At 47.3% G+C, this 21,831-nt stretch carries 15 protein-coding genes; 8 read left to right on the top strand and 7 right to left on the bottom strand.

The genetic code is table 11. The annotated features are described in order from the left end of the window. Positions 1 to 3 precede the first annotated feature (3 nt). Positions 4 to 1,137, top strand: coding sequence for a glycerate kinase (locus TSUB_RS02370; protein ID WP_087016560.1), 1,134 nt, complete (start codon positions 4 to 6; stop codon positions 1,135 to 1,137). 223 nt (positions 1,138 to 1,360) lie between these two features. Here TSUB_RS02370 and acnB read toward each other — a convergent pair whose 3' ends face one another. The 7 genes from acnB to ampD all read right to left on the bottom strand — a co-directional run bounded on the left by acnB (position 1,361) and on the right by ampD (position 14,500). Further along, positions 1,361 to 3,958, bottom strand: a complete 2,598-nt coding sequence (acnB, locus tag TSUB_RS02365) for a bifunctional aconitate hydratase 2/2-methylisocitrate dehydratase (RefSeq protein WP_087016562.1) — start codon at positions 3,956 to 3,958, stop codon at positions 1,361 to 1,363. A 233-nt stretch (positions 3,959 to 4,191) separates the two neighbouring features. Beyond that, on the bottom strand, positions 4,192 to 6,363 hold the full coding sequence (locus TSUB_RS02360; RefSeq protein WP_159064766.1) for a patatin-like phospholipase family protein: 2,172 nt from the start codon (positions 6,361 to 6,363) through the stop codon (positions 4,192 to 4,194). A 370-nt stretch (positions 6,364 to 6,733) separates the two neighbouring features. Further along, the gene (lpdA, locus tag TSUB_RS02355) at positions 6,734 to 8,158 is read right to left on the bottom strand and encodes a dihydrolipoyl dehydrogenase (RefSeq protein WP_087016566.1); all 1,425 of its coding nucleotides are present in this window, start codon (positions 8,156 to 8,158) and stop codon (positions 6,734 to 6,736) included. Positions 8,159 to 8,338: 180 nt separating this feature from the next. Further along, a complete protein-coding gene (gene aceF, locus TSUB_RS02350; protein ID WP_087016568.1) occupies positions 8,339 to 10,219 on the bottom strand; it encodes a pyruvate dehydrogenase complex dihydrolipoyllysine-residue acetyltransferase in 1,881 nt (626 codons plus the stop codon). Positions 10,220 to 10,233: 14 nt separating this feature from the next. Further along, complete coding sequence (gene aceE, locus TSUB_RS02345; RefSeq protein ID WP_087016571.1) at positions 10,234 to 12,894, bottom strand: pyruvate dehydrogenase (acetyl-transferring), homodimeric type; 2,661 nt, start codon at positions 12,892 to 12,894, stop codon at positions 10,234 to 10,236. A gap of 71 nt (positions 12,895 to 12,965) precedes the next feature. Continuing rightward, entirely contained in the window at positions 12,966 to 13,739 is a 774-nt protein-coding gene (gene pdhR, locus TSUB_RS02340; RefSeq protein WP_087016573.1) for a pyruvate dehydrogenase complex transcriptional repressor PdhR, read from the bottom strand. A 221-nt stretch (positions 13,740 to 13,960) separates the two neighbouring features. Continuing rightward, the gene (gene ampD, locus TSUB_RS02335) at positions 13,961 to 14,500 is read right to left on the bottom strand and encodes a 1,6-anhydro-N-acetylmuramyl-L-alanine amidase AmpD (protein WP_087016575.1); all 540 of its coding nucleotides are present in this window, start codon (positions 14,498 to 14,500) and stop codon (positions 13,961 to 13,963) included. 163 nt (positions 14,501 to 14,663) lie between these two features. On the opposite strand from ampD, the gene nadC reads away from it, so the two are divergent. The 7 genes from nadC to zapD all read left to right on the top strand — a co-directional run bounded on the left by nadC (position 14,664) and on the right by zapD (position 21,793). Then, the gene (gene nadC / locus TSUB_RS02330) at positions 14,664 to 15,557 is read left to right on the top strand and encodes a carboxylating nicotinate-nucleotide diphosphorylase (RefSeq protein WP_087016577.1); all 894 of its coding nucleotides are present in this window, start codon (positions 14,664 to 14,666) and stop codon (positions 15,555 to 15,557) included. A 409-nt stretch (positions 15,558 to 15,966) separates the two neighbouring features. Then, on the top strand, positions 15,967 to 16,434 hold the full coding sequence (locus tag TSUB_RS02325) for a pilin (RefSeq protein WP_087016579.1): 468 nt from the start codon (positions 15,967 to 15,969) through the stop codon (positions 16,432 to 16,434). Then, entirely contained in the window at positions 16,434 to 18,125 is a 1,692-nt protein-coding gene (pilB, locus tag TSUB_RS02320) for a type IV-A pilus assembly ATPase PilB (protein ID WP_087016581.1), read from the top strand. Before TSUB_RS02325 ends, pilB begins: the two co-directional genes overlap by 1 nt. 32 nt (positions 18,126 to 18,157) lie before the next feature. After that, positions 18,158 to 19,405 carry a type II secretion system F family protein gene (locus tag TSUB_RS02315; RefSeq protein WP_087016583.1) on the top strand — a complete coding sequence of 416 codons (1,248 nt, stop codon included), beginning with the start codon at positions 18,158 to 18,160 and terminating at the stop codon, positions 19,403 to 19,405. A 78-nt stretch (positions 19,406 to 19,483) separates the two neighbouring features. Next, on the top strand, positions 19,484 to 20,353 hold the full coding sequence (locus TSUB_RS02310) for a prepilin peptidase (RefSeq protein WP_087016585.1): 870 nt from the start codon (positions 19,484 to 19,486) through the stop codon (positions 20,351 to 20,353). Further along, positions 20,354 to 20,959, top strand: coding sequence for a dephospho-CoA kinase (coaE, locus tag TSUB_RS02305; protein ID WP_087016587.1), 606 nt, complete (start codon positions 20,354 to 20,356; stop codon positions 20,957 to 20,959). Between the two features lie 63 nt (positions 20,960 to 21,022). Next, positions 21,023 to 21,793 carry a cell division protein ZapD gene (gene zapD / locus TSUB_RS02300; protein ID WP_087016589.1) on the top strand — a complete coding sequence of 257 codons (771 nt, stop codon included), beginning with the start codon at positions 21,023 to 21,025 and terminating at the stop codon, positions 21,791 to 21,793. Positions 21,794 to 21,831: the final 38 nt, after the last annotated feature.

Genomic DNA, 21,831 nt, shown 5'->3' with positions numbered 1-21,831 from the left:
ATTATGAAAATTGTCATTGCTCCTGACTCCTACAAAGAAAGCCTAACAGCGATGCAAGTTGCTGATGCCATGGAAGCGGGGTTTCGTCATGTGTTTCCCGATGCCGAATACCTAAAGCTACCAATGGCAGACGGCGGAGAAGGGACCGTACAGTCATTGGTGGACGCATCGGGAGGTGAAATTATTCACTGCGAGGTGACAGGCCCACTCGGCAACAAGGTTGAGGCTTTTTACGGCTTGATGGGCGAAGGAGAGACCGCAGTCATTGAAATGGCGGCGGCATCAGGCATCCACCTAGTCACGCCAGAACAGCGCAACCCATTAATCACCACCACTTTTGGTACAGGTGAGCTGATCAAAGCAGCACTTGATCGCGGAGTAAAACACATCATCGTGGGTATCGGCGGCAGTGCAACCAACGACGGTGGTATTGGCATGGCGCAAGCTCTAGGTGTCAGTTTCACAGACGCTGACGGCAACGCTCTTGGCCATGGTGGTGGCGAACTGGGCCGTTTAGCCAAAATCGATATGTCCCAGATCGATCCTCGATTGGCGTCCGTTAGACTGGAAGTCGCTTGCGATGTTGACAACCCACTGTGTGGGGACAAAGGCGCTTCCGCCGTCTTCGGCCCTCAAAAAGGGGCAACGCCGGATATGGTAGCAACACTTGACGCCAACCTTGCTCACTATGCTGAAGTGATAAACGCTCAACTTGAACGTGATATCGCAAATAGCCCAGGTGCCGGAGCAGCTGGTGGCCTTGGCGCGGCTTTACTTGGTCTACTCGATGCCTCACTTCGTCCTGGGATTGACATTGTCATGGATGCTGTTGCGCTCGATAAGCAAGTGCAAGGCGCTGATCTTGTCCTGACCGGAGAAGGCCGAATGGATAGCCAAACCGTTCATGGCAAAACCCCAATCGGTGTAGCGCGCACGGCTAAGCAGCATCAGATTCCTGTTGTTGGTATTGCTGGCAGCATTACTCCAGATAGCCATATCGTACATGACCACGGTATTGATGCAGTATTCAGCGTTGTACCCAGCGCAATGGATCTGCCTCATGCACTTGCACATGCAGCTGAATTTGTTGAGCAAACGGCTCATAACGTCGCACAGCTTTGGAAAGTGCGCGGGTAACCAACTCCATAACTTGGGTGCATTTATTCTCTGCTAGAGATCTTGCCCGTTTGGCGCTCCTCCCCCGGAGCGCCTTTTTTGGTTCCGAATCAGGTTATCAACCGAGCATAATGTATCGCGCCTATCCGCCTTCCTTTCTATTACCTACAGCCATCTATGCGAATTACCGATACAAAAAAAGGGCAAGTGGTAAACCACTTGCCCTTCATCACTTTTGTGCAAATTACACGGCAGCTTGAATGATCACGTCATCCGCTTTCTTGGTGTACTGGTCCATCTTATGGAAGTTCAAGTAGCGATAAGTGTCTGCTGCTGTCGAATCAATTTGCTTAGCATACTCAAGGTACTCTTCCTTACTCGGAATATGACCAAGAATCGCACCCACAGCGGTCAGCTCAGCCGACGCAAGGAACACGTTTGCCCCTGTACCGAGACGGTTAGGGAAGTTACGTGTCGAAGTCGACATCACGGTCGCTTTATCCGCAACGCGCGCTTGGTTACCCATACAGAGCGAACACCCTGGTGTTTCGATGCGCACGCCCGCTTTACCATAGATGCCGTAGTAACCTTCTTCTGTTAGCTGATCACGGTCCATCTTGGTTGGTGGCGCAACCCACATACGGGTATCTAATTGGCCACCGAACTTCTCTAGCAGTTTACCCGCAGCACGGAAATGACCAATGTTTGTCATACATGAGCCGATAAAGACTTCATCAATGTTCGTTCCCTGTACATCAGACAAGAGACGCGCATCATCTGGGTCATTCGGCGCACACAGAATTGGCTCGTTAATTTCCGCTAAGTCGATTTCGATAACATGCGCATACTCGGCATCCGTATCGGCTTCCATCAAGCTTGGGTTCGCTAACCAATCTTCCATCGCAGTAATACGACGTTCAATCGTACGACGGTCTCCGTAACCTTCAGAGATCATCCACTTCAGCATCACGATGTTCGATTGCAGATACTCAGTGACAGACTCTTGCGACAGTTTCACTGTACAGCCTGCGGCACTGCGCTCAGCTGATGCATCTGAGAGCTCAAACGCTTGCTCAACCGTTAAGTGTTCAACACCTTCAATCTCAAGTACACGGCCAGAGAACTCATTGATCTTACCGGCTTTCTCTACTGTCAGCAGGCCTTGCTTGATTGCGTAGTAAGGGATCGCATGGACTAAATCACGCAATGTGATGCCCGGTTGCATGTCACCTTTAAAGCGCACCAAGATTGATTCAGGCATATCCAACGGCATTACGCCAGTTGCCGCAGCAAACGCTACCAAGCCTGAACCTGCTGGGAAAGAGATGCCCAGAGGGAAACGAGTATGCGAGTCACCACCCGTACCTACGGTATCCGGCAATAGCATGCGGTTTAGCCATGAGTGGATAACACCATCACCCGGGCGAAGAGATACGCCACCACGGTTCATAATGAAATCTGGCAATGTGTGGTGCGTAACGACATCGACAGGCTTAGGATACGCGGAGGTGTGACAGAAAGACTGCATCGTCAGATCCGCAGAGAAGCCTAAACACGCGAGATCTTTTAGCTCATCACGAGTCATCGGGCCAGTCGTATCTTGTGAGCCAACGGTCGTCATTTTAGGTTCACAGTAGGTGCCAGGACGAATACCTTCAACACCACATGCTTTACCCACCATCTTCTGGGCAAGCGTAAAGCCTTTGCCGCTGTCAGCAACCGCTTGAGGACGACGGAAAACATCAGATGCTTCTAAGCCTAGCGCTTCGCGAGCACGATCTGTCAGACCGCGGCCAATGATCAATGGAATACGACCACCTGCACGCACTTCATCAATCAGTACATCGGTTTTTAGCTCGAAGCTAGAAACCAGTTCATCGCTGCCATTTCGACGTACTTCACCCTTATAAGGATAAACATCGATCACATCACCCATATTGAGCGCTGTTACGTCGACTTCGATAGGCAATGCGCCAGCATCTTCCATGGTGTTGAAGAAGATTGGTGCAATCTTACCGCCTAAGACGTAGCCACCTGCGCGCTTATTTGGCACATTGGGGATATCATCACCCATAAACCACAACACAGAGTTGGTTGCTGATTTACGTGAAGAACCGGTACCGACCACATCACCAACGTAAACAAGCTGGTGGCCTTTTTCTTGCAGCGCTTCAATCTGCTTAATCGGGCCAATAGCACCTGGCTCTTCCGGCTCAATGCCTTCTCGTTCATTCTTCAGCATTGCCAATGCATGCAACGGAATGTCTGGGCGAGACCATGCATCGGGCGCAGGTGATAAATCATCGGTGTTTGTTTCACCAGTGACTTTAAATACCGTGAGGGTAATTTTCTCTGCCAGCTCTGGTTTAGATAAGAACCACTCAGCATCGGCCCATGATTGCATCACTTGTTTAGCGGATGCGTTCCCCGCTTTGGCTTTCTCTTCTACGTCATAGAAGGCATCAAACATCAACAAGGTATGGGACAGTGCTTTCACCGCGATAGGCGCAAGCTCTGCGTCATCTAAAAGGCTAACTAGGGGCTCAATGTTGTAACCACCTTGCATTGTACCTAATAGTTCAGCCGCTTTTGCTTTATCCACCAGCGGCGAACTCGCTTCACCTTTGGTGATTGCAGCAAGAAAGCCCGCTTTCACATAAGCGGCTTCATCAACACCCGGTGGAATACGGTTTTCAAATAGGTCCAATAAGAAGGCATCTTCGCCTGCGGGTGGATTCTTTAGTAATTCAATCAGACCTGAGACTTGCTCAGCATCGAGGGGTTTAGGGACAACTCCTTGGGCAGCACGTTCTTCGACGTGTTTACGGTAGGCTTCAAGCACGACGTTTTCCTCTCTTTACGGTTCCGCTCTGATAGCGAAACATCCTTGGAAAGTATTGAGCCGTTTATGCGTACAGTGAGAATAATTACGCAAATCTATCAATAAATAGCACGGCTCAAACCGTGGCAAAAGCATACCATTAATAGTCTGTAGTTAAAATATGAGCGATTTGGACAACAGGCCACCTTTTACGGAAAGAATGCAAAGTTGTGAAGTCAGTGGCGATCAATTGTTTAAAAAGTGTTACCAATGACTAAATAGAAAGAGTCATAGCCTTGCTCCGTCATCCCATAAGCTAAAATCATTGGACCTATGGGTGTGCGAATGCCGGCAAACACACTCCCGGCATTATAGAGCGTCGCTTGCACTGCAGACGTGTCATTCGAACTCCACACCCCACCACGCTCTAACGAGCCACCCACATAAATAGGCGCTTTAAACAGACCAAAATCGTTTGCCGCCAGTTGATAATGATACACCATAGCCCCAAACGCCTTTTTCGTGCCAATCAAAGAGGCGCGAGGAATACCCGACAAGTTAAGGAATCCACCCAGTTCAGCCGGTTCAATCGGCTGATGAGAACGTGTGTATTCACCTATGACCCGAAACGTGTGGCGTCCGGTGTGCGTCACCCAATTTGTTTTAAGAAACTGTGCGGTTTTCTCTCCACGGTACCCTTCAACACCGTTCCCGGTCACTTCATCATCGGTCAGCTTGAGCTGGTAGCTCAACATGAAGCCATCTCGTGCCCAAAACGTATCGTCGAGCGTGTCATAATCAAACTTCGCATAAAGCTGGTTACTCTTATGATCCGTTCTGCCTATATCCGGTGACCCCGGTACAATGATGTTACCTTCAATTTTCCTCAAGCCAGTTTGCACCGACATCCAAGGAAGAAACTGATACCCAATCCCCACATCCCCCATGATCGACTCATACTGCGCACCAACAAACTCATCAACATCTGGCAACTGGGGATCTTCACGGTTTGAAGTCAAGCTGCGTTTGGCGACTTTGTACTCACCTTCCAACTGCAGATAAAAAGGCAACTCAGTATCAAAGGGATAGTGAAAGATGGATCGAATCCCTTTGGACGTGCCGAGCTCAAACTCATTGCGCCATTCTGCGCCATGTTTACTTAACCCAGTGAGATTAATCGACGTACCCATCGAAAGATCAGTGTCGGCGTCAAAATCATCTTCTACCGAAAAACGGAAATCGATGTAGTTTGGCCCCCAGCTTTTTTCCCTGATCAATAAGTGCAGAACCTGCTCACCCTCCTCCTCATAGAGGTGGTAGTCAACACGTTCAAATCTATCCATCGCATAAAGACGTCGTACCCCTCTCTCTAGCTCTTGAAAATCCACAGGCCAGTTGGGACGTAAATTCAGTTTTTTAAACACCGCTGCATCTGAAAGAAAAGAGTTATTATCGATCACGTAACGATCCACTTTTACTAACTCTTGCGCGAGGAGATCACGGCGATATTGACGTTGAAGGTTACGCGTCTCCGCATACTCGTCGGGCTCGATGGATAACGCGGTGAGCGCAGCTGATTTATCAACTGTCGCCTGATAACCCAATCGATAAGCTTCATCCGTACTCTCAAAACCCAGCACACTAATGTGTTGGGTGTTTGGCGAGATCAATATATCGTGCTTACTCATTAAAGACTGCTGAAGCAGAGTGTTATTCTGAACCACATAGTTAGTGACCTGATCGAGAATCTTCAGGTAGCTATGCAAATCATCAGGGTCGGTATAGTCATTGCTAATATCGACGGCGATAACCACATCTGCGCCCATCTCTTTTGCAATCGCAATGGGTAAATTGTTCACCAGCCCGCCGTCCGCAAGTAGACGCCCATCGACTTCAACAGGGGCGAGAATGCCTTGCAGCGCCATACTCGCCTGCATACTTTGCGCTAATGAGCCAGAGTCTAGAATAACCGGTTGTAGATTCCCCATATCGGTTGCAACGGCGCGATAGGGAATGGCGAGATCATCAAAACTCTCAAAGTCTTGCAAATGGCCTACCGTCAAACGCAGCAGGTACGCCATGGTTTGCCCTTGAATGACCCCTTTCGGCATTTGAAAACGCCCGTCGTCAAAGCCAAGTCCAAATGAGAGCTGATAGCGCCCTTCATTCTTTTTTCGGTAGTTATCCCGCTCAGCGCGTGAGACACGATCGACAAAGCCGCGCTGCCAATCGAGGTTCTGGAACAACAGGTCGATTTCATCTGCTGACATGCCGGTGGCGTAAAGCCCGCCGATATAAGCTCCCATGCTTGCGCCAACCACATAGTCCACCGGGACCTGCATTTCTTCCAACGCTTTCAGCACACCTATATGGGCTGCACCTTTTGCTCCCCCACCACTTAGCACTAACCCCACTTTTGGGCGCATCGTAGCTTCAGAAGCGTTACTTGCCAGAGCGAGTATAGGCAGTAACGATAAGCACAAGGCTATTGAGCAGATTATTGAACGCATGTAAAACCACCGGACATGACGACGACAAATCAATGAATTGGCGCTATTTTACGCATTGGTGAATAAATTACAGTAAAAATATGCCTACACTCAACCCACCTCAAGATGCAGGATTCAGAAGCGGGCTAGCGCATCGAATTCAAGGCAAACGAGTGAAGGAATGGCTCTCGCAGAACAAGCCCCTAGAGGTGGGTTGAGGATAATCAGAAGCTCTGTGACAAAAATGCATAAAAAAGGCGCCATTACTGGCGCCCAAAACGAAAGGATTCTGTTTTATGCAATACGATTATTTTTTCTTTTTCGCTTTTGCATTTGGTAAGTCAGTGATCGTGCCTTCAAACACTTCCGCAGCCAGACCTACTGACTCATGCAGTGTTGGGTGAGCATGGATAGTCAATGCGATATCTTCAGCATCACAACCCATCTCAATCGCTAGACCAATCTCACCTAACAGCTCACCACCATTAGTACCAACAATCGCACCACCAATCACGCGGTGAGTGTCTTTGTCGAAGATCAGTTTAGTCATACCATCGGCACAGTCAGACGCGATTGCACGACCTGAAGCCGCCCAAGGGAAGGTTGCGGTCTCATAGTTGATACCTTCTTCCTTCGCTTCTTTCTCGGTTTTACCAACCCATGCAACTTCTGGCTCAGTGTACGCGATTGAAGGAATCACCTTAGGATCGAAGTAGTGCTTCTTACCTGAGATAACTTCAGCGGCTACGTGGCCTTCGTGCACACCTTTGTGTGCCAGCATTGGTTGGCCAACGATGTCACCAATCGCATGGATATGGTCAACATTGGTACGCATCTGCTTATCAACATTGATAAAGCCGCGCTCATCAACTTCAATACCCGCTTTCTCTGCATCAAGCAGTTTACCATTAGGCACTCGACCGATAGCAACAAGCACTGCGTCATAACGCTCAGCTTCTGCTGGCGCTTTCTTGCCTTCCATCGAAACATAGATACCGTCTTCCTTCGCTTCAACCGCAGTTACTTTGGTTTCTAGCATCAGGTTAAACTTGTTCTTAATGCGCTTAGTGTAGACTTTAACGATGTCTTTATCCGCAGCAGGGATAACTTGGTCAAACATCTCGACAACGTCGATTTGTGAACCTAGCGAGTGGTATACCGTACCCATCTCAAGACCGATGATACCGCCACCCATGATTAAGAGTTTCTTCGGTACTTCTTTCAGCTCTAGCGCGTCAGTCGAGTCCCAAATACGTGGATCATCATGCGGGATAAATGGCAGTTTAATTGGACGAGAACCCGCCGCAATAATTGCGTTATCGAACGTGATGGTTGTTGGCTCTTCGCCTTCAGCAACAATGGTATTTGGACCAGTGAACTTGCCGTAACCATTTACCACGGTCACTTTACGCATTTTCGCCATACCACCAAGGCCACCAGTCAATTGACCGATAACTTTCTCTTTCCACAGACGAATCTTGTCGATATCTGTCTGCGGCTCACCAAATACGATACCGTGTTCAGCCAGCGCTTTGGCTTCTTCAATCACTTTAGCAACGTGAAGTAGTGCTTTTGAAGGAATACAACCTACGTTCAAACATACGCCACCAAGCGAGTCGTAACGCTCGATAAGCACGGTTTCCAAACCTAAATCTGCACAACGGAAAGCAGCGGAGTAACCTGCTGGACCTGCACCAAGTACCACTACCTGGGCTTTGATTTCTTTGCTCATTTTGACCTCGTTTAGTCTTATATCCCTGACAGGCTGAGTAGATGTTTTTCAGACCGCAACAGTTTACAGAGATGTTAACAGCCTGAAAAATTTAATCGCTTAGCCTGTGAGCTGGTCAGCAAATCCGTTGCACACAACTCGCTTATTACGCGGGCTGCGGCAACGGCTCTGAACGATGTATTACAGTACTAGACGGCGAATGTCTGACAGCATGCCGTTCAGATAGGTAATAAAGCGTGCACCCTCGGCACCATCAATCACACGGTGATCGTATGAAAGTGATAGAGGAAGCATTAGGCGTGGTTCGAAATCTTTACCGTTCCACACTGGCTTCATTTCCGACTTTGAGACACCCAGAATGCCGACATCAGGTGCGTTAACAATCGGCGTGAACGCCGTACCGCCAACACCACCCAAGCTTGAGATAGTGAAACAGCCGCCTTGCATATCTGCAGCAGTCAGTTTACCAGCACGCGCTTTCTTAGACACGACGAGGATCTCTTCTGAGAGCTCGTGAATGCCTTTTTTGTCCACATCTTTGAACACAGGCACAACTAGGCCATTTGGTGTGTCCACAGCAATACCGATATTGACATACTTCTTCAGGATCAAGCTCTCGCCATCTTCAGAAAGTGAAGAGTTGAACGCAGGGAACGCCTGAAGCGCTTTCGCTGCGGCCTTCATGATGAACACAAGTGGCGTGATCTTCAGACCAGAATCTTTCTTCGCTTCAATCGCATTTTGCTCTTTACGGAACGCTTCTAGTTCAGTGATATCAGCGTTATCCCACTGAGTAACATGCGGGATCATCACCCAGTTACGGTGCAGGTTAGCCCCTGAAATCTTCTTGATGCGAGATAACGGTTTAGTTTCAGTCTCACCAAACTTGCTGAAGTCAACTTTTGGCCATGGTAATAAACCAAGCGCAGAGCCATCACCTTGACCAGATGCTGCAGCACCAGACTCAAGACGCTTAAGCGCTTCTTTGACGTAAGACTGGACGTCTTCTTTCAAAATACGACTCTTACGACCCGTACCTTTTACTTTGGCCAGATTAACACCAAACTCACGAGCAAGACGACGAACAACAGGAGACGCATGGGCGTATTCGTTGTTTTCTTGAAAGTCATTGCCAGACTTAGCCGCTGGAGTTTCCTCCTTTTTCGCCGCTGGCACTGTTGGTGCGGAGGCTGCTGGCGCAGCCGCTTGAGGTGCTGCGACTGGTGCGGCATCTTGCGTCTCAAAGATCATGATCAATGAGCCTGTTGATACTTTATCGCCCGCAGCTACTTTAATCTCTTTAACCGTACCTGCAAATGGCGCTGGTACTTCCATTGACGCTTTATCGCCTTCAACAGTGATCAGTGATTGCTCTTCTTCAATGCTGTCGCCAACCGCAACCATGATCTCAGTGACTTCAACTTCATCACCACCGATATCAGGCACATTGACTTCTTTGACCGCTGAAACAGCTGCAGGTGCCGGGGCTGGAGCCGCTGCTGCAACTGGCGCTGCTGCTGGCGCGGAGCCCGCAGTTTCAAAGACCATGATCAGTGAGCCAGTTGTCACTTTATCGCCAGTCGCGACTTTGATCTCTTTAAGCGTGCCCGCAAACGGTGCAGGCACTTCCATAGAGGCTTTATCACCTTCAACAGTCAGTAGGGACTGTTCTTCTTCGATGGTATCGCCAACCGCAACCATGATCTCGGTCACTTCAACTTCATCACCACCGATATCCGGTACATGCACTTCTTTTAGCTCAGCCGCCGCAGCTGGAGCCGGTGCTGCCGGCGCTTCTGGTGCTGGTGCTGGTGCAGCAGCTGCCGCACCTTCCGCTTCAAACACCATGATTAAAGAGCCAGTTGCAACGGTATCGCCCTCTGCAATTTTAATCTCTTTAACAATACCTGCTTGAGGAGCAGGTACTTCCATTGATGCTTTGTCGCCTTCAACCGTAATTAACGATTGCTCTTCTTCTACCTTGTCACCAACACTAACAAGGATCTCGGTCACTTCTACTTCATCTGCGCCGATATCTGGAACATTAATTTCAATAGCCATTGTGATTCAATCCCTTAAGCGTAAAGTGGGTTCAGTTTGTCTGCGTCGATGTCGAACTTAGCAATTGCTTCTGCAATCACAGATTTCTCAACATCACCACGTTTTGCTAGCTCAGTCAGTGCAGCAACAACGACATAGCCCGCATTTACTTCAAAGTGACGACGTAGGTTTTCACGGCTGTCAGAACGGCCGAAACCATCAGTACCGAGTACTTTGTAAGACTCTGCTGGTACGAATGCACGGATCTGCTCAGCGTAGTTCTTCATGTAATCCGTTGCTGCGATAGCTGGCTCAGTGCCTAGTACATCGGCAACAAATGCAGTCTTCTCTTCTGCTTCAGGGTGAAGCATGTTGAAGCGCTCAACATCTTGACCATCACGCGTAAGCTCATTGAAAGAGGTCACTGAGAATACGTCAGATGCAATGCCGTAATCATCACTTAGGATCTGCGCAGCTTTACGTACTTCATTCATGATGGTACCTGAACTTAGCAACTGAACTTTCTTGTCACCCGCGTAAGACTCAAGCTTGTAAATACCCTTACGGATGCCTTCTTCAGCGCCTTCAGGCATTGCTGGCATCGCGTAGTTTTCGTTCATCAAGGTTAGGTAGTAGAAGACGTTCTCTTGTTCGCCATACATGCGGCGAATACCGTCTTGCAGGATGACTGCAACTTCATAAGCAAACGTTGGGTCGTAAGAAATACAGTTCGGGATAGTACCTGCCATAATGTGGCTGTGACCATCTTCGTGCTGTAGACCTTCACCGTTCAGCGTTGTACGGCCGGCTGTCGCACCTAATAGGAAACCACGTGCCTGTTGGTCTCCTGCCATCCACGCCATGTCGCCAACACGTTGGAAACCGAACATTGAGTAGTAAATGTAGAATGGGATCATTGGAAGATCATTGGTGCTGTATGACGTTGCAGCAGCAACCCATGACGACATCGCACCTAGCTCATTGATACCTTCTTGCAGTACTTGACCAGACGTGGCTTCTTTGTAGTAAGAAACGATGTCACGATCTTGAGGGGTGTAGTTCTGACCATGCGGGTTATAGATACCGATTTGACGGAACAGACCTTCCATACCGAAAGTACGTGCTTCATCAGCAATAATAGGAACAATGTTCTTACCGATATTCTTGTTTTTCAACAACACGTTTAGCGTACGGACATATGCCATTGTGGTCGATATATCACGCTTTTGCTCTTCAAGCAGAGGCTTGAACTCTTCGAGTTCAGGCGTCACAAACTCTTGCGTGAAGTTAGGCAGACGCTGTGGTGTGTAACCGTGAAGCGCTTTACGACGTGCGTGTAGGTACTCATATTCAGCCGTACCTTCTTCTAGTTTCAAGTAAGGTAGGTTGTTAACATCTTCATCAGAAAGAAGATCTTGAAGGCCTAGACGATCACGCAGATGAAGAACATGAGTCATATCCATCTTCTTAACTTGGTGCGCGATATTCTTACCTTCCGCCGCTTCACCCATGCCGTAACCTTTAACGGTTTTCGCTAGGATAACGGTTGGCTTACCTTCAGTATCTTGTGCATTCTTAAACGCTGCATACAGTTTTGATGACTCATGACCACCACGCTTAAGCGCAAAGATTTCGTCATCTGTCATATCAGCAACAAGTGCCGCCGTTTCTGGGTACTTACCAAAGAAGTGCTCACGTACGTAGGCGCCATCTTTCGATTTAAACGTCTGGTAGTCACCGTCAACGGTTTCGTTCATGAGCTGAAGAAGCTTCCCTGAAGTGTCTTTCGCCAGTAGAGAATCCCAGTTGTTACCCCAGATGACTTTCACTACGTTCCAGCCAGCGCCTTTGAATAGGCCTTCTAGCTCTTGGATGATGCTACCGTTACCCATAACAGGGCCATCAAGACGCTGTAGGTTACAGTTGATTAGGAAACAAAGGTTGTCGAGTTTCTCACGTGCAGCAAAAGAGATAGCACCACGTGATTCTGGCTCATCCATCTCGCCATCACCAAGGAAAGCGTATACGCGTTGAGCAGACGTATCTTTCATGCCACGGCCTTCCAAGTATTTTAGGAAGCGCGCTTGATAGATCGCAGAGATAGGACCCAGACCCATTGATACTGTTGGGAATTGCCAGAATTCAGGCATCAGTTTCGGGTGAGGGTATGAAGAAATGCCTTTGCCGTCGACTTCCTGACGGAAGTTATCTAGCTGCTCTTCAGTCAATCGACCTTCAACGAAGGCGCGAGAGTAGATACCTGGTGAAATGTGACCTTGGTAATAAACTAGGTCGCCACCATCCGTTTCGTTTGGCGCACGGAAGAAGTGGTTGAAACACACTTCGTAGAAAGCCGCTGAAGATTGGAATGATGCCATGTGGCCACCCAACTCAAGATCTTTCTTCGATGCACGCAAGACAATCATGATCGCATTCCAGCGAATGATTGAACGAATACGGCGCTCTAGCGTGGTGTCACCTGGGTATGCAGGTTCCTGAGTCGCAGGGATGGTATTTACGTAGTTAGTGGTGATGCCAGTTGGCATATCCACACCGTCTAGACGCGCTTTTTCCAGTACTTGCTCCAATAGGAACTGGGCACGTTCAACGCCTTCTTCGCGAACTACTGACTCAAGGGCAGCAAGCCATTCTTGGGTCTCTACTACATCGACGTCATTGCTCATGACTTCAGACATGCGATCTATCCTTTCGTTGTTTAACTTTACAAAACAAAAAATGTTAATGCGGCCGGACACAAGTTGAGTAATTAGTCCGAACTATCCTTGCGTTGCTGTATGCGGCGAAGCGATCGCTCACGGCGACTCTCTTCACGCGTCAACTCCAGCAATGTTTCCTCGATATAAGCCAAATGAAGCTGAGCAGCTTCTCGCGCCTGTTCTGGTTGGCGAGAGACGATGGCATCAACAATATCGGCTCTATGTTTGCTCACCTTTTCCACCGCATCTTGGCGGCGATATAGGAGTTCAAAGTTTTGTAATACGTTTTGCTCTAACAAGGGGCTAAGACTGCGAACAATATGCAGTAGGACAAGATTATGTGCGGCTTCTGTTACCGCAACGAGCGACTGTGTTACGGCAGCCGCTTCTTTAGCGAGGTCGCCCTCATGTTGAGCTTCGCGGATCTGCTCATGGCAATCTTGGATCCGCTTAAAATCTTCATCATTGCCGCGTAGCGCCGCAAAGTAGGATGAAATCCCTTCCAAGGCATGGCGGGATTCCAATAAATCTAACTGGGTTTCTGGGTGGTCTGACAACATATCCAGTAGTGGATCTGAAAAACTCTGCCATAATTTTTCACTGACAAAGGTGCCGCCACCCTGGCGACGAGTAAGCAATTTTTTCGCTTCTAAGCGCTGAATCGCTTCTCGAACCGACGGACGAGAGACATCAAACTGTTTCGCTAACTCCCGCTCTGGCGGTAACTGTTGCCCAGCAGAAAGCGTGCCTTCAAGAATAAGGCGCTCAAGCTCCTGCTCGATGACATCAGAAAGTTTTGGCTGTCGAATGCGTTGATAGGTCATTTTCGTTTTTGTTATCCGTCACTGCCGTTAAGGCTGTCAATTGGTAATACCAATTTTTGATTTAGGACAAAGTTAACAAAGAAAATGACCACTGTCTACGTATGGATTGACTTAAATCATGGAATGGAGCGCTTGATAACAAAAACTTAATATTCAACCAGTATCACAAAAACAAAAATTGGTCTGACCAATAGAAGTGGGGAATCCCCCCTTATCCTAGGTCAAACCAGTGATTTGTAATACAAATACCAGTCAAAACAGTGACCCGGATCAGACTTTCGCACTGGTGAAATGGCTTGATGTGACGTAATTCGCTGTTTATTTAGTTTGGGGTAATGCTCAAACAGTGCTTTTGTAACCATCTGTAACGCATCATACTGCTGCTGCGTAAACGGAGTGAAATCACTTCCTTCCAGCTCTATGCCAATCGCATAGTCATTACACTTTTCTCTGCCATCAAAACATGACACGCCGGCATGCCATGCGCGACAGTTAAAGGGTACAAACTGAATCAAGCTACCGTCTCGACGTATTAATAGATGCGCAGAAACACGAAGATGATGAATCTCTTCAAAATAGGGATGATCATTTGGATTTAAGCGCCCCGTAAATAACTGTTCTATGTATGGGCCACCAAACTGCCCCGGTGGCAAACTGATGTTATGAATCACGAGTAACGAGACATCCTTACTATCTGGACGTTCATCAAAGAATGGCGACGGGACACATTTTGCCGATTCAAGCCAATGTTGAGATATCATAGAGACTTCCTATTGCATCAAGAACTTCTATATATAGTGCCTTGCTCTCGACAGTAAAGCGAAGACAGAAAGATTTTCAATTCAGGCCATGCATCAATAGCTGCAATAAAGGCCAAGCCAGCGTATCATAGCCGCCAAGCTCAACTGCAACGAACGCCAAAACATGACAACAGAAAAAAGACATGATAGCCAAGCGCGACTTGACTACCTCAACCAACAGCTACCTCTAGAAATCCGCCGAAGTGTCGCTGACACATTGCGAGAAGATCTCGGGGGAGAGATTGATTGTAACTTAGATATTACAGCTAACTTAATCCCCGCCGATAGCCAAGGTGTCGCCACCATTATCACCCGCGAGGCTGGTGTCTTCTGTGGCAAGCTGTGGGCAATTGAAGTGTTTAAGCAGATTGGTGACGTGTCGACGATTGAATGGCATGTTGAAGATGGCGACACTGTTGAACCGAATCAAACCCTCTGTACCCTACGCGGGCCTTCGCGTAACCTTCTCACGGGTGAACGTAATGCGATGAATTTTATCCAGACGCTGTCAGGTTGTGCAACGACAGTCAAAGCGTACGTCGATCAGCTAACGGGCACCAAGACTAAACTGCTCGATACTCGCAAAACGATCCCAGGTTTGCGTAGCGCATTAAAATATGCCGTCAGCTGTGGTGGTGGTTACAATCACCGTATTGGCGTGTTTGATGCTTACCTTATTAAAGAGAATCACATCATCGCCTGCGGCGGTATTGCGCAGGCCGTCTCTCAAGCAAAAGCCCTCAACCCGAGTAAACCGGTTGAAGTGGAAACCGAATCACTTGACGAGCTTCAGCAAGCTATCGATGCCGGCACCGATATTGTCATGCTCGACAATTTCACGACACAGATGATGCGTGAGGCGGTTGAGCTCAATCAAGGCCGTGTAGCTCTAGAAGTATCCGGCAATGTTACCCTAGACACCATTCGTGAGTTTGCCGAAACAGGGGTTGATTACATCTCGGTAGGCGCGCTGACAAAACACCTCCGCGCAATGGATCTTTCGATGCGTTTTCAGTAAACGACCCCTGTCTGTTTTAACTCACTATCTAAGTGTGATCCTCTTTCCAAAGATCACACTTAGTCCCATACTCTCCCCCACTAATTTCATTTTCTTAAATGCCTTAGCTTCATAGAACCCCCTCTTCATGACACTTCTGGATCAATATCACACTTTGTCTCATTCCCTATAGTCAACTGTGTCAATTATCAGTTCACTTTATAAGCAGACCTATCCTCTTCATATTGCTAATAAAAACAAAAGTATGAGATGGAACGGATCAAGCTATGTAACAGGATGCAAACTCCGTCAAAACTCGTTAATTGCGCCGTAATCCGATGAGGAAAAGGTGCAGTCAGCATCACTCAATGCATATTCTAGCTAAACCAATATTTTGTTGGGTCTTATAAAAAATCAACGGAGTGGATTTATGAATAAGCAGTTTAAGAAAAACAGAAAGCAGAAGGGTTTTACCCTGATTGAATTGATGATTGTAGTCGCGGTTATTGGTGTGCTCGCAGCGATTGCGGTACCTCAGTACCAAAACTACATCAAGAAATCTGAGCTAGGTGCAGGCTTAGCAACAATCGCCTCTCTGAAAGTCAATCTTGAAGATAAGATAGCTACGGTTGCAGAGTTCCCTACAATTGCAACAGCCGATGTAGCTGCAGAGCTAGGAGCTTCCAGCACACCGCTTGGTGATATTTCAACAGTACAAGATAGCGGCTCTTCGGTCGCTGGTAATATTCTTCTTACTTTTGGCACAAACTCTCAGCACAATACACGGAAGATAGCATTAAACCGTGATGCTAATGGTCAATGGTCATGTTTGACTAATGTCCCATCTACGGCATCATCTACTTACCCTAAAAACTGCAGCTACAATGCCCTGCCATAATCATGTCTGCACTACTTAACGTCCTAATTCAAGATCAGTTAATAAACTCTGAGCAAGAATCTGGGCTACAAGATTCTCTGCAAAACGAAGGCATTTCGGTGCCTTCGCTTTTAGTGTCTGAGGGCTTGTTTTCAGGGGCCGAGCTTGCAGGCCATCTTGAACGAATCTTTGCAATTCCCGTAGTTGATCTCTATCAGTATGACTATTCAAAATGCAGCCAGGATCTCAATGTAAGGGAGTTAATACTACAACATAAAATGCTACCTTTGGCGGTTACTGAGTACACCCTAACTTTAGGTATCGCAGACCCTACAGCTATAGAAGGGCAAGATGAATTTCGATTCTCTACCGGAAGGCAGGTCGAGCTCGTCTTATTAGACATAAAACAACTTGAGGGGGCAATTCGCCGTCTCTATGGTAGTGACATTGGTGAAACCTCAAATAGCCAGCAAAACATCAGTGACTCCGACCTCGATTCACTGGTTGATGTCGGTGAAGGTGAAATTGAAGTCATCGACGACATCAGTCTGGATACCGCCCCAGTCACGCGTTACATTAACCAAGTTTTGCTCGATGCGGTTCGTAAAAGCGCGTCTGATATTCACTTTGAGCCCTATGAAAAAGAGTACCGTATCCGTTTTCGCTGTGATGGGATGTTAATCGTCCAAGGTAATCCGCCCAGTCACCTTTCTCGCCGCTTGTCAACACGGCTCAAAGTGATGTCCAAACTCAATATCGCTGAGCGACGTAAGCCCCAAGATGGCCGAATAAAGCTCAAGCTGGGCCCAAGTATTACAGTTGATCTACGCGTATCCACCCTCCCTACTTTATGGGGAGAAAAAGTCGTGCTAAGGATACTCGATAGCTCATCAGCCAATCTCGATATCAATATCCTAGGTTACAACGAAATACAAAAAGAGCGTTACCTCCACGCCCTCAAACAACCACAAGGCATGATCCTTGTAACCGGGCCAACAGGCAGCGGAAAAACCGTCTCTCTCTATACGGGACTGAGTATTCTCAACACCTCTGAACGCAATATCTCCACCGCCGAAGATCCAGTGGAAATAAACCTTCCTGGTATCAACCAAGTACAAATTAACCCCGAATCAGGGTTAGAGTTTTCTGATGCCCTAAAAGCCTTTTTACGCCAAGACCCAGATGTGGTCATGGTAGGTGAGATTCGTGATTTAGAAACCGCCAGTATCGCAATAAAAGCATCGCAAACTGGCCACCTTGTGTTATCAACACTCCACACTAACTCAGCAGCTGAAACTATTACCCGTTTAAAAAACATGGGGGTTGCAAGCTACAATCTCGCTTCATCATTGAGTCTTATCATCGCTCAGCGACTCGCACGACGACTTTGCAAGCACTGCAAACAGGTTCATGAGCTACGTCCTGAAGTGCGCGAGCATTTTGGCATAACCGACGATGCGACAATTTACAAAGCCTCTGACAATGGTTGCGACGAATGTAACGGGGGATATGCTGGACGAGTTGGTATTTACGAAGTGATGCCATTTAGTCACGAACTTGGCGTAGCTATCAACAAAGACGCGACCAGTAGGCAACTTGAGATGTTAGCACAAAAGCAAGGTATGCTATCCCTGCGCGAAGCGGGCTTAGAGAAAATGGTTGAAGGCATCACTAGCCTCTCCGAACTGCAACGCGTCCTTCAACTTGATTAACTTTCCACCAACCATGGCTAAACGGAGTTATTATGTTTGGTTCCAACTCAGAGGCATTAACCTCATCAAGTAATAAACTAAAGCATTTCGCGTGGCGTGGCGTAAACAGCAACGGCAAAAAAGTCCGCGGTGTCATGATGGGTTACATTGAAGGCGATGTAAGAGAAAAGCTCGCCCAACAGCATATTCAACCGCAAAAAATCAAAACTACGACCCCATCTTTCTTCTCTTCCTTAGGGAATAAAATGAATGGAAGTGATGTTACTGCTTTCACTCGTCAATTAGCGACTATGCTCCACTCAGGTGTTCCAGTAGTTCAAGCACTCAAGTTGATCGCGGATAGCCACAAAAAAGCCGAGATGCGCGCTACCGTTTTACAAGTTTCCAAACAGGTAGAAGCAGGTATGAGCCTATCAAAGGCATTTTCATCTGCTAGCGCTAAGTTTGATAATTTTTATTGTGACCTAATTTCAACTGGCGAAGAAACTGGCCATTTACCAGAAGTATTTAGTCGCTTAGCTATGTACCGTGAGAAAAGTGAAGCACTAAGAAAAAAAGTCGTCAAAGCTATGATATACCCTACTATCGTCAGTATTGTCGCTATTGCTGTTACCGTAGGCATGTTGATTTTTGTTATTCCACAATTTGACCAAATCTTCAAAAGCTTTAACGCACAATTACCATGGTTCACTCAACAAGTAGTAGACCTATCTAATCTCCTCCAGTCCACAGGCGGCGTTATTACGGTTAGCATAGTCCTGTTTGTATTAGCATTTAACATAGCTCTGAGAAAAAGTGATTCATTTAGATATCAAGTGCATAAATTTAGTCTTAAAATCCCTATATTTGGCAATGTAATCCTTAAAGCTACAATAGCTAAGTTTGCTCGCACTCTTGCCACCACTTTTAGCGCTGGCATACCACTACTTTCAGGCCTCCAATCTGGCGCGCAAACAACCACAAACCTCCATCTAAAAACTGCTATTGAAGATGCCCACAAGCAGACGGCTGCAGGTATGCCGCTTTATATCGCCTTAAGACAAACAGAAGTTTTTCCTGAACTAATGCTGCAGATGGTTATGATTGGCGAAGAGTCAGGCGCCTTAGATGATATGCTCAACAAAAATGCTGCACTCTATGAAGATGATGTTGATAACGTTGTCGATAATTTAAGTCAAATCATGGAGCCATTTATTATCGTTATACTAGGCGGATTAATCGGAGGGCTACTTGTAGCTATGTATATGCCAATATTCAGCCTAATGAGTGTAGTCGGATAAAATCTAGATAGTTTTTATTTCAAGACAATCCTGACGCGCCGTTTTACAATGGGGCGTCATTTTTTTACCGAGAAACACATGGAACTGTTTGTATACTACCCTTGGTTATTCCCCCTCTTTGCGACCATTCTAGGCCTCATTGTTGGCAGCTTTCTTAACGTTGTCATCTACCGTTTACCTCGCATCATGGAGCGCGATTGGCATGCGGAGTGCTATGACTGTTTTCCTGATCAAATGACTGCACCACCTCAAGAAACATTCAACTTAAGTTACCCTGCCTCTACCTGTCCTCAGTGTGACAGCAAAATTAAGTTCTATGACAATATTCCCGTGATCAGTTGGCTGCTTCTCAGAGGTAAATGCCGTCAATGCAGCAATCCTATTTCCGTCCGTTATCCACTAATTGAGTTGCTCACCGGCGCAATGGCACTGACCATTGCTTTGTACCTCCCGGCTAGCTATTGGAGCTATGCGGTTATTGGATTTAGTTTCGTGTTAGTCGCCTTAACCTTTATCGACTTTGACACCCAATTACTGCCCGATCAACTCACTTTACCCTTGATGTGGGCGGGCATCGCCACCGCTCTACTTGGCTGGGCGCCTCACAGCCTACAAGATGCCGTTGTCGGCGCAATGGCTGGCTACCTCTCTTTATGGTCCGTTTATTGGTTGTTTAAACTGATCACCAAAAAAGAAGGGATGGGATATGGCGACTTTAAGTTACTTGCCGCTCTTGGTGCTTGGCTCGGTTGGCAAATGCTACCTATGGTGATTTTACTGTCATCGGTATTGGGCGCGGTTTTTGGCATCATTCAGCTTCGCTTAGCTGGCCAAGATAATCAAACCCCTTTCTCTTTCGGGCCCTATTTAGCTATCGCGGGTTGGATCGCCATACTTTGGGGCGATAACATTACTCACTGGTACTTCACTTCTATCTTAGGGTTTTAAATGACACTGATTATCGGGCTCACTGGCGGGATTGGTAGCGGCAAAACAACCGTAGCCAATAAGTTTGCTGAAAAAGGCGTCCCATTAGTCGATGCTGATATTGTTGCTCGCCAAGTGGTTGAACCGAATAGCCAAGGTCTAACGGCTATTATCAAAAAATTTGGTTCTGACCTATTGCTTACAGACGGCAGTCTCAATCGTGGTAAGTTACGAGAGTTGGTTTTTAGCAACCCAGATAACAAAGTATGGATTGACGCGCTACTGCACCCAATGATCCGCAAAGAGATGCAGCGTCAACTTGATGCTATATCTAGCGAGTACTGCCTGCTTGTTGTGCCTCTTTTGGTTGAGAATGGCTTACAAAGCATGACTGACCGGGTACTGGTCGTTGATGTTTCAGCAGAGCAGCAGCAACAACGTACTCGTGACCGCGACGGGGTCAGCAATGATCAAGTCGCACGTATTATTGCCCTACAAGCGAGTCGAGAAGAACGTTTGTCGATTGCTGATGATGTCATTGATAACAGTAGAAATACTGCCGATCTTGATCAGCAAATCAACACACTGCACCAAAAGTATCTCCAACTCGCAGCAAAGCATCGCTGAGAGATGACAGAAGCCAATTTTTCAGACAAACTATATGCCATCTTCTAAGGATTGGATAAGGTTATGCACCACCAAGAATCGTTGACGACACACTCTTCTACAAGCGTTCGCTATGAGCACCCTTTGAATGAGCGTGTTCGTACCTATCTACGTTTTGAAGCTCTGTTTCGTCAGATGCACCACAATGCGAAGATGGGTGATCAGTGGCAGCACCAACTTTTCTTTCGCGCTATTTTTGACACCTTAGAGCTGCTCGATCAAATTCAGCTAAAAGCAGAGCTGGTCAAAGACCTTGATAAGCAGCGCATAAAACTCAAGCAATGGTTAAATATCGAGAACGTCGATCAGAACACCCTTCTCAAGCTTTTAGATGAACTCGAGAAACGCCATCATGAGCTACTCAGCGCCCCACGTTTGGGACAAGGATTAAGAGAAGATCGCTTTCTTTGCAGTATCCGCCAACGTTTTAGTATCCCAGGAGGTACCTGCAACTTTGATTTGCCGTCACTACATCACTGGTTGCACTTATCTGAAGAGGAAAAATCTGCAGATATTACTCGCTGGATGGAGCAGGTTGAGCACGCAAGTGCGGCATTGTCGCTCTGGTTGCGATTGATTCGTGATTCTGGCCACTATATTGAACAACAAGCAACGCAAGGCTTCTTTCAAGATGACGCGCCGGATGCAGAATTGATTCGTATCGCTATCGAGACTCAACATGGTGTCTATCCCATGATCTCGGGTCACCGTAGTCGATTTGCGATTCGCTTTTTGCCTTTCAGTGAAGAAGGTGAGATCCCAGAAAAGCTCGCATTTTCACTAGCGCGCTGCTAATGTTCACCGCTCAATAAAATCCCTTCTGGAGAAGAGCA

Source organism: Thaumasiovibrio subtropicus, from assembly GCF_019703835.1.
Lineage (GTDB): Bacteria > Pseudomonadota > Gammaproteobacteria > Enterobacterales > Vibrionaceae > Thaumasiovibrio > Thaumasiovibrio subtropicus.
The sequence above is the reverse complement of the archived record's forward strand: the minus strand, read 5'-3'. Positions and strand labels throughout refer to the sequence as shown.